The following is a 7,268-nucleotide window of genomic DNA, read 5'->3' as shown; positions in this document are numbered from 1 at the left end:
CCTCCTGCCTGCCCCTTCCCCACATCCGCTGGCGGACAGAGCCCGTGTGCGCCCCCGGCCACTGCCCTCGTCCCACGGAGGGAATCCGTTGTGTTTCCGGAGGTTCGGGGAAGCCGAGTGAGGACCGAGACACCAGACAAGGGGGTGTCTATTACGGAAATCCCGTGATTTTTTGTCAGGGGGTCGCGGTCAAATCCCCCGGTTGGACCCCAGCGAATGGGGAGAGGGGAGGGCAGGTGATGCAACGGCTCCGGGCGACGCCCGCGAGCCCGACCCACCGGATCCGGAAGGGGCTTGTCAGGGTCCCCAGGTGGGCGCGGTCGTACCGCAGGTGCTCTCCCTTCGGGGCCCGGCGCGGATTGAGCGGTCCAAGGAGCACAGCCATGAAGTCTTTCCTGTTGGTACCCAAGGAGTCCATCGAGACGCAGGCCCGGCCCGGTGTGCGTGGCACGGCGCAGGGCGAGCGCGTCCTCAGCCGCAGCACCGCGCTTCGCTTCAGCGCGGCCCAGAAGGCACCGGATGCCCTCACCGCCCTCGGACTGCGGTCGGCCACGCTGCCTGGCGTGAAGCCGGAGGTCAGCGGCCAGGCGCAGCGCGGCCGCAAGAGCGCCCGCGGGAAGAAGGCCAGCGACGTCGACGCCACGCCCATGCCGGGCGCGCCCGTGACGGAGCAGGCCGGCACGGAAGCCGGCAGCTACCGGTTCATGCCGCTCATCGGCGCCACCATGGCGCACTTCTACTCCCAGGACGCGGAGAAGGCGGCCCGGGGCGAGCTGGCGGAGGAGTTCGAGTTCATCCCGGACGTGGTGCCCCTGTCCTTCCCCGGTCCGGTGTCCGCCGGACAGACAGGGCCGCGCAACCGCGGCATGAGCTCGCTCGCCACGCGCGAGTGGCCTGACGAGTCCGGTGTCCCCCTGGCGCACGCCCAGGGCATCCGGGGCGCCGGCGTGATGCTGGGCATCCTGGACACCGGCGTGGACGCGGACCACCCGGAGCACGCGAGCAAGACCATCCAGTTCCGCTACGTCTCGCTCTTCCCCAACTCGCCGCACAACCCCGCGCGCGACGTGCGCGGGTTCGATCCGGACGGCCACGGCACGCACGTGTGCGGCATCGCCGCGGGCGTGCACCACGGTGTCGCGCCGGAGGTGGACCTGTACGCCGCGTCCGTCATCGAGTCGGAGACCATCCGCACCAGCCTGGGCCGAGTGGCCGCCGGCATGGAGTGGCTGCTGCACCAGTTCAGCCGTCCGGAGAACGCGTCGCGTCCCGCCGTCGTCAACCTGTCGCTGGGCTTCCCGCTGCAGCCGCCTCCGGGCATCTCCGAAGCGGACTACCTGCTCAACCAGCGCGCGCTGCAAGCCATGCTGCGTCGGCTTCTGGACAGCAACATCCTGCCCATTGTCGCGGCGGGTAACAGTGGACCCGACACGGTTGGTTACCCAGCAGCCTTTCCCGAGGCCCTGGCTGTGGGGGCAGTCGACTTCGAGCGCAACGTGGCCACCTTCTCCGCCAGCGGCTCCGTGGGGCGTCGGGTCGTACCTGACGTCATGGGCTACGGGGTGAATGTGTATTCGTCTACTGAACGCCGCTGCAACAATCAGGCGTTCTATGAACGAATGAGCGGCACAAGCATGGCGGCGCCGTATGTCGCAGGAATCGCGGCGCTGTATCGTTGCCGTGCCCCTGACTTGACGGCATTGGAAGTGAGAGATTTGATTCTGGGCAATGCCATCAAGCTTCCTCGCTCGGCGAACCACCGGACGGGGAAGGGCCTGGCTGTTTTCAGGTGACGCGGTAGTTGCCGGGGCCGGTGCCACGTGAGCACCGGACCTGGGGAGGATGTGGCCATGAGCAGGAAGAATGGCGTGCCGGGCGGACCCCAAGACATTTCGGCCCGGATGTCCTCCGTCGCCGCCGTGCGTCCGCTGCCGGGCAGCGGAGGCACGGTGCGTGCGTTGCCGGGCTCAGGTGGCCTGGAGCGTGACGCACAGCCGGGCGGCGACATCGACGTCACGGTGATGCCCCGGGAGTCGGCCGCGCCGAAGAGCGCCTCCGTGTCCTCACGGGCACCCATGCGTTCGCGCGCGGAAATCCACAAGGAAGGCCAGGCGGAGAACGCCCGCTTCCGCGAGAGCTTCATGCGCTGGCTGGAGGCACACCAGTTGGTGGGCGCCGTGCGCGCCATGAGTGAGCCGGGCGGTTCCCTGCCCATGCTGCACTTGAGGTGCGCCCCGCGCGTGCTGGACCAACTTCGCCGCGCGCCGGAGTTCGAGGCGGGCACGATGATGCCGCTCGAACAGCTGTACTAGCTCCGCTCCACCGCGCTTGCCTCCCGTCACCGGCCCCGCGAAGGGCGGGCACCCTCGTGGGGGCGCTCGCGCTGTCGCACCGGGAAGAGGCTCGCTTGCCGCGTTCACCCCTGTGGAACCGACGGCGGGGCTGCTTCTTCCTGATTAACCTAGAAACTCAGGATTGTGGCCGCCTGATGCCATTGAACGGAGGGACCAATGCGCTGTCTGGGATTGGACGGTGTCAGTCCACCCGGCAGGCGTCCTCGAAAGACAGACGCGGGTTGCGCGGGAAGAGCTTCGCCGGGTCGCCGTAGCCCAGGTTGATGAGGAAGTTCGACCTCCAGCCGGTGCCCTGGAGGAAGGCCTCGTCCACCTTCGCCTTGTCGAAGCCGCCCATGGGGCCGCAGTCGAGCCCCAGCGCGCGCGCCGCGAGGATGACGTAGCCGCCCTGCAGGGTGCCGTTCATGAAGGCCGCCTGCTCGCGCGCCTCCGGCGTCATGGCCGCGAAGACGCTCTTCATGTCGCGCGAGGGGAACAGCTTGGGCATCTGCTCGTGGAACGCGGTGTCGTACGCCACGATGACCGTCACCGGCGCCTGCATCGTCTTGTCCACATTGCCCGGGGACAGCGCGGGCTTGAGCCGCTCCTTGGCCTCGCGGCTCCTCACGAACACCAGGCGCACCGGCTGGCTGTTGACCGCGGTGGGCGCCATGCGCGCCAGCTCATAGATGCGGCGCAGCGTCTCGTCCGTCACCGGCCGGTCCTGCCAGCCCGGGTAGGTGCGGGCCTCCGTGAAGAGCTGCTCCAGTGCGTCCGTGCCCAGGGCCGTGTTCGTCGTCGCCATGCGTGGTGTCCTTCCGTTGCGAACAGCCCATGGCTACCCGCGTCACTTTTATTTCGCAAGTAACTTCCAAAAAGTAAGTAAGTGCCGGCGGAGAGGGGCGGGCGCTATATTCGGAGTGGAGGTGGCACGATGCATGACGACCTGAGCCCGCTGTGCTCGCGGTTCCTGGCGGCGGCCGACCTGCTGGGCCGGCGCTGGACGGGCGTCATCCTGCGCATCCTGATGGATGGGCCCTGCCGCTTCGGGGAGCTGACGGAGCGCATCGGCACCATCAGCGAGCGCGTCCTGTCGGAGCGGCTCAAGGACCTGGAGGCCGAGGGCATCCTCGAGCGCCACGTGGACCCGGGCCCGCCCATCCGCTCCGAGTACCGGCTGACGGAGAAGGGTCAGGCGTTCTGGAAGGTCATCGACGAGTTGGGCAAGTGGGCGGAGCGCTGGGTGGACGTGAAGCCCACGCGGGCCGCGCCCCGGAAGCGCAAGAGCGCCTGAGGTCCGGGGCGCGGGTGCTGCGGACGGCCTAGAAGTTGTGACCGCCGTCCACGTCGATGGTGCGGCCGTTGAAGTAGTCGCACTCCACGATGAACTTCACGGCCTGCCAGATGTCCTCCGGCTCGCCGATGCGGCCCACCGGGATGGCGGCCACCAGCGCGTCGCGGGCCTTCTGGTTCATGCCCTGCGTCATGGGCGTCTCGATCATGCCCGGGGCGATGGCGCCCACGCGGATGCCGAACGGCGCGAACTCGCGCGACCAGGTGACGGTGTTCGCGGCGAGCGCGGCCTTGGCGGACACGTAGTTGGACTGGCCGCGGTTGCCGTGCCGCGCGATGGACGACATGTTCACGATGACGCCGGGGCGCTGGTCCGTCTCCACCATCTTGGTGACGACCTCGCGCACCATCAGCGTGGCGCCGGTGAGGTTCACACCGATGACGGCGTTCCAGTCCGCCGTGGACAGCTTCTTGATCTGCCCGGTGGTGCGGTCCTTCTTCACGAGCAGCGCGTCGCGCAGGATGCCCGCGTTGTTGATGAGGCCGTTGAGGCCGCCCATGGCGCCGTGGGCCCACTGCACGAAGTCCATGACGTCCTGCTCGTTGGACACGTCCAGCTTGCGGCGGTGGATGCCCGCCGGCAGCGCCGCGAGCTTCTCCTCGTTGACGTCGCCAACGGCCACCTGGCCGCCCGCCTCGTGGATGCGCTGCGCGAAGTGCGCGCCCATGCCCTGCGCGCCGCCGGTGACGATGATCTTCAGGTCCTTCAGCTGCATGTGCCTCTCCTGGGCGTCTGGAAAAAACGCGCGCAGGGTACGCACACCGCGCGGGCGCTGGCCAGCGCCGCGGAGGCTGAAACCTGAATCAAGCTTCAACTTCTCATGAGGCCCGGACCCCCGACGCGGTGCGTTGGGGGCGCGGGGGACGGCTACAGCGCGTCAGCGATGACGGAGCCCAGCCGGCGCATGCCCTCGGCGATGAGGTCGGGCGGGCGGTTGGAGTAGTTCAGGCGCATGAACTGGGGCTTCTGGTTGTTTGCGAAGAAGGGCGCGCCGGGGACGAAGGCGACCTTCTGCTCGACGGCGCGGGGCAGCAGCGTGGCCGCGTCCAGGCCCTGGGGCAGCTCCACCCAGAGGAACATGCCGCCGTCCGGCCGGGTCCACTTCGTGCCCTGGGGCATGTGGGTCTCCAGCGCGGACAGCATCGCGTTGGCGCGCTCGGCGTAGACGGGCATCAGCGCCTGGATGTGGCCCGCGTAGTCGAACGTCTCCAGCAGCCGCGCGGTGGCCCGCTGCGCGAGCGTGGCGGTGTGCAGGTCCGTGGCCTGCTTCGCGATGGTCAGCGACTTGAGCAGCGGGCGAGGCCCCGTCACCCAGCCCAGGCGCAGGCCGGGGGCCAGCGTCTTGGAGAAGGTGGACAGGGACAGCACCACGCCCTGGTCATCCAGCGACGCCAGCGACGGCAGGTGCACGCCCTTGAAGCGCAGCTCGCCGTACGGGTCGTCCTCCAGGATGACGAAGCGGTGCTCCTGGGCCAGCCGCACCAGGGCCTTGCGGCGCTCCAGCGACAGGGTGGTGCCCTTGGGGTTCTGGAAGTTGGGGATGACGTAGAGCAGCTTCGGCACGCGCTTCTTCAGCAGGGCCGCCAGGTCGTCCGTGTCCATGCCCGCGTCGTCGCTGCGCACGGTGGCGAACTCCACCTCGTAGCCGCCGAAGGTCTGGAGCGCCGCCAGGTAGCTGGGGTCCTCCACCACCATCAGGTCGCCCGGGTCGAGCAGGATCTTCCCCACCAGGTCCAGGCCCTGCTGCGAGCCGCTGGTGATGAGCACCTGGTCCGCGTGGACGTGCTGGCCCTTGCGGGTCAGGTGCCCGGCGATCCACTCGCGCAAGGGGGCGAAGCCCTCCGTGGTGCTGTACTGGAGCGCGGGGCGCCCCTCCCGGGCGAAGGTCTCCTCGAACGCCTTCGCGATGACGTCCACGGGGAAGAGCTCCGGGGCGGGCAGGCCACCGGCGAAGGAGAGGATGTCCGGGCGCTCGGCGATCTTGAGGATTTCGCGCACCGCGGACGTCTTCATCCGGGACATGCGCTGGGACAGCCGGTAGGCCGGAGGAGGGGGCAGGGGGGCACTCATAGCGTCCGCGCTCATGTTCATTCTCCGTTCAACAGCTCATCGGGGACACGCACGTGCGTGTCTTCCTTCAAGGTCGACAGGACGATGGTGGTGCTCGTGCGGGTCACACCTGGAATGGTGCGCAGCGTCTCCACGAGCAGCGAGTCCAGCGTCCGCGTATTCGCGGTCTTCACCTTCAATACGTACGAGTCCTGCCCCGCGACCCGGTGGGCCTCCAGCACGTCCGGCAGCTCCGCCACCTTCCGCGCGAAGCCCTCGAAGTGCTTGGGGTGCTCGATGCTCACCCCGATGAAGGCGGTGATGTCCTTCCCCAGCTGCGTCGCGTCCACGCGCGCCGTGTAGCCGGTGATGATGCCCTTCTCCTCCAGCTTGCGGATGCGCTCCGCCACCGCCGGCTGGGACAACTTCACCCCACGTGACAGCTCCAGCTGCGTGGCCCGGCCATCGCGCTGAAGCATGTCGACGATGCGATAATCCAGGGCGTCCATGGGGTGTAAAACCTTATTTTTATAAGTGCCCTTGGCAGTCGACGGTGAAGTTATATGCATTCGCCATGGAGTGCAAGTCCGTTTGCACGCAAAAGGATTGATGACGGCGAAAGGTCTCCTACCCGACCTCCCGAGTCTCCAGGCAGTCAGGCGGAAGGTGGTGCCGCGCGGGCCTGGCGGCAGTCCTCCCTTGGGGAGGAGTGGGCGCGGTGGACACTTCCCCGCTCACGGTCCGGGGAGGTCCCGCGAAGTGTTTGACGCCTCGCGTCCGTGTCTGTCTTTGACGCAGGGAGCCATCCATCCGCTTTTGACAGGGCGGTCGGCCGGGTGCTACCCGTCCTGAAAGATGAATCGCCCTTCAACTTCAGAACGCGTCCCCGTCACGCCGCGCGGTCAGCGGACGCGGCAGAAGTTGTTGAAGGCAGCGGAGGCGGTGTTCGGCGACAAGGGCTACGAGCGCGCGTCCATCGCGGACCTCACGCGCAAGGCCAGCGTCGCGCTGGGCACCTTCTACGTGTACTTCCCGGACAAGCAGTCCATCTTCGTGGAGGTGGTGGACGAGCTGGGCGCGCGCCTGCGCCGCCTCATCGCGGAGTCCACGGCCGCGTGCACCACGCGCCTGGAAGTGGAGCGCGAGGGCCTGCGCGCCTTCTTCGAGTTCGTGCGCCAGCACCCCAACCTCTACCGCGTGGTGCGGCAGGCGGAGTTCGTGGACGCGGACTGCTACCGCCGCTACTACGACCGCTTCGCCAAGGGCTACGTGCGTGGTCTCACGCTGGCCATGGAGGCTGGCGAGGTGCGCCGCATGGATCCGGAGGCGCTCGCCTACTGCCTGATGGGCATTGGCGACTTCCTGGGCATGCGCTGGGTGCTCTGGGAGGAGGACATGGGCCTGGAGCGCGTGCTCGACACGGCGATGACGCTGCTGTCCCACGGCCTGCCCCCGGACGCGGGCGCCGCGCGCACCCATCTGCAGGCTGTCCCCCCCTCGAAGGCAGCAGCGAAGTCGTCGAAGCCCACCCC

General features: G+C 68.4%; 8 protein-coding genes. 4 read left to right on the top strand and 4 right to left on the bottom strand.

Features of this window, described 5'->3' with window-relative positions; all coding sequences use genetic code 11:
- Positions 1 to 383: 383 nt before the first annotated feature.
- Positions 384 to 1,793 carry a S8 family serine peptidase gene (locus tag D7Y21_RS39060; RefSeq protein ID WP_120565418.1) on the top strand — a complete coding sequence of 470 codons (1,410 nt, stop codon included), beginning with the start codon at positions 384 to 386 and terminating at the stop codon, positions 1,791 to 1,793.
- A gap of 57 nt (positions 1,794 to 1,850) precedes the next feature.
- Positions 1,851 to 2,312, top strand: a complete 462-nt coding sequence (locus D7Y21_RS39055; protein ID WP_120565417.1) for a hypothetical protein — start codon at positions 1,851 to 1,853, stop codon at positions 2,310 to 2,312.
- Positions 2,313 to 2,535: 223 nt separating this feature from the next.
- Here D7Y21_RS39055 and D7Y21_RS39050 read toward each other — a convergent pair whose 3' ends face one another.
- On the bottom strand, positions 2,536 to 3,138 hold the full coding sequence (locus D7Y21_RS39050) for a malonic semialdehyde reductase (protein WP_121718421.1): 603 nt from the start codon (positions 3,136 to 3,138) through the stop codon (positions 2,536 to 2,538).
- Between the two features lie 129 nt (positions 3,139 to 3,267).
- Between D7Y21_RS39050 and D7Y21_RS39045 the strand changes: the two genes are divergently transcribed.
- Entirely contained in the window at positions 3,268 to 3,627 is a 360-nt protein-coding gene (locus D7Y21_RS39045; protein WP_120565415.1) for a helix-turn-helix domain-containing protein, read from the top strand.
- 28 nt (positions 3,628 to 3,655) lie between these two features.
- Here the strand turns inward: D7Y21_RS39045 and D7Y21_RS39040 are convergent, their stop codons facing one another.
- The 3 genes from D7Y21_RS39040 to D7Y21_RS39030 all read right to left on the bottom strand — a co-directional run bounded on the left by D7Y21_RS39040 (position 3,656) and on the right by D7Y21_RS39030 (position 6,245).
- A complete protein-coding gene (locus D7Y21_RS39040; RefSeq protein WP_120565414.1) occupies positions 3,656 to 4,402 on the bottom strand; it encodes an SDR family oxidoreductase in 747 nt (248 codons plus the stop codon).
- A gap of 152 nt (positions 4,403 to 4,554) precedes the next feature.
- Positions 4,555 to 5,772 (bottom strand): PLP-dependent aminotransferase family protein, encoded by a 1,218-nt coding sequence (locus D7Y21_RS39035; protein ID WP_121718422.1) that lies wholly within the window; start codon positions 5,770 to 5,772, stop codon positions 4,555 to 4,557.
- Between the two features lie 2 nt (positions 5,773 to 5,774).
- Entirely contained in the window at positions 5,775 to 6,245 is a 471-nt protein-coding gene (locus tag D7Y21_RS39030) for an Lrp/AsnC family transcriptional regulator (RefSeq protein ID WP_014400605.1), read from the bottom strand.
- Positions 6,246 to 6,591: 346 nt separating this feature from the next.
- On the opposite strand from D7Y21_RS39030, the gene D7Y21_RS39025 reads away from it, so the two are divergent.
- Positions 6,592 to 7,268, top strand: a 677-nt coding sequence (locus D7Y21_RS39025; protein ID WP_233612465.1) for a TetR/AcrR family transcriptional regulator, incomplete at its 3' end; no start/stop codon positions are given.

Source organism: Corallococcus sp. AB045 (genome assembly GCF_003668895.1).
GTDB lineage: Bacteria > Myxococcota > Myxococcia > Myxococcales > Myxococcaceae > Corallococcus > Corallococcus coralloides.
This window is presented reverse-complemented; position numbering and strand designations above follow the sequence as displayed.